This window comes from Pseudomonadota bacterium, assembly GCA_010028905.1.
Lineage (GTDB): Bacteria > Vulcanimicrobiota > Xenobia > RGZZ01 > RGZZ01 > RGZZ01.
The window spans coordinates 1-1,020 of record RGZZ01000936.1 but is presented as its reverse complement, the minus strand read 5'-3'; the positions used below and the strand labels follow the sequence as shown (position 1 = coordinate 1,020).

Below are 1,020 nucleotides of genomic sequence, written 5' to 3'. Positions count from 1 at the left end.
TCGGCTGCGGTGCCGCGGCCTTGGGGGGGGGCGCCACGCTGGCACGCGGCCTTGGAGTCGGCCGAGGAGATGGCTTGGGCGTGGGTCTGGGCTTGATGGCGGGCTTCACCTCGACAGGGCGCGGCACGGGCCGCAGGGTGCGCAGGGTCACCCGAACCCGCTGACGCGCCTGAGCCGCGTTCATGAACGTCAATGTATCCATGAGCACCGGAAGCACAAGGAAGTGAAGCACGATGGAGAGTGCCACCGCCGCCCAGAACACCCTCACGGTCGTGCGTCTCCCGGGTCGGTGGCGATGGCGAACTGGGTGACGCCGAGGGCGCGCAGCGCGTCCATGGTCGAGACCACCAGGCGATGCTGCACACTCAGATCGGCGTTGATGACCACGCCCGTCTCCTGCAGCGCCTGTGCCCCTCCCGCCGTGCGCGCGATGATCGCCTTCACCGAGGGCACCAGATCCTCCTGACGGATCTTCTCCTTTCCGAGGAAGAACTCTCCGTCATGGGTGATGGTGATCATCAGCTCTTGATGCGACGTGGCCGCTTCCCCCGTCTGTGCCTGGGGAAGCTTCACCGGGATGCCGTGCTCGTGGCCGAGGGTGATGGTCGAGAGGATGTAGTAGACGAGCAGCAGCAGCATGACATCGATCATGGGCAGGATCTCGAGGCGTGGCCGACGCCGATGACGCTCGCCGAAGAGCTTCATCGGCCCGTCCCGCCATCGGCTCTGTGGGGGCGGTGCTCAGCCAGGGCCTCGATGACATCGGCCGCCACCACCTCGGCGGCGTCCATCTGGGTATCGGCCCAGGCCTGGAAGATGTTGTGAAAGATGAGGCACACCACGGCCACGACGATGCCGGTTGCGGTGGTGATGAGCGCCTCACCGATGCCGGCGGTCACGCTGCTGGTATCGGCGTTGGGGTCCTTGGCAAGGTGCTGCGCGACCACGCGAAAGGTGCTCATCATGCCCACGATGGTTCCGAGGAGGCCCACAAGAGGCGCGGCCGAGTACGTGGTGTCG

General features: G+C 66.5%; 3 protein-coding genes. All 3 read right to left on the bottom strand.

Going from position 1 to position 1,020, the window contains the following annotated elements; all coding sequences use genetic code 11:
- Positions 1 to 262 (bottom strand): hypothetical protein (locus EB084_26515; protein ID NDD31816.1); only part of this gene is annotated, 262 nt, incomplete at its 3' end.
- A gap of 2 nt (positions 263 to 264) precedes the next feature.
- Entirely contained in the window at positions 265 to 705 is a 441-nt protein-coding gene (locus EB084_26510) for a biopolymer transporter ExbD (GenBank protein NDD31815.1), read from the bottom strand.
- A partial coding sequence (locus EB084_26505; GenBank protein ID NDD31814.1) for a MotA/TolQ/ExbB proton channel family protein occupies positions 702 to 1,020 on the bottom strand: 319 nt, incomplete at its 5' end. The genes EB084_26510 and EB084_26505, both read right to left, overlap by 4 nt.

Bases quoted from the DNA above. Each gene is read 5' to 3' on its own strand.
- EB084_26510 (NDD31815.1), bottom strand. From the start codon at position 705: ATGAAGCTCTTCGGCGAGCGTCATCGGCGTCGGCCACGCCTCGAGATC.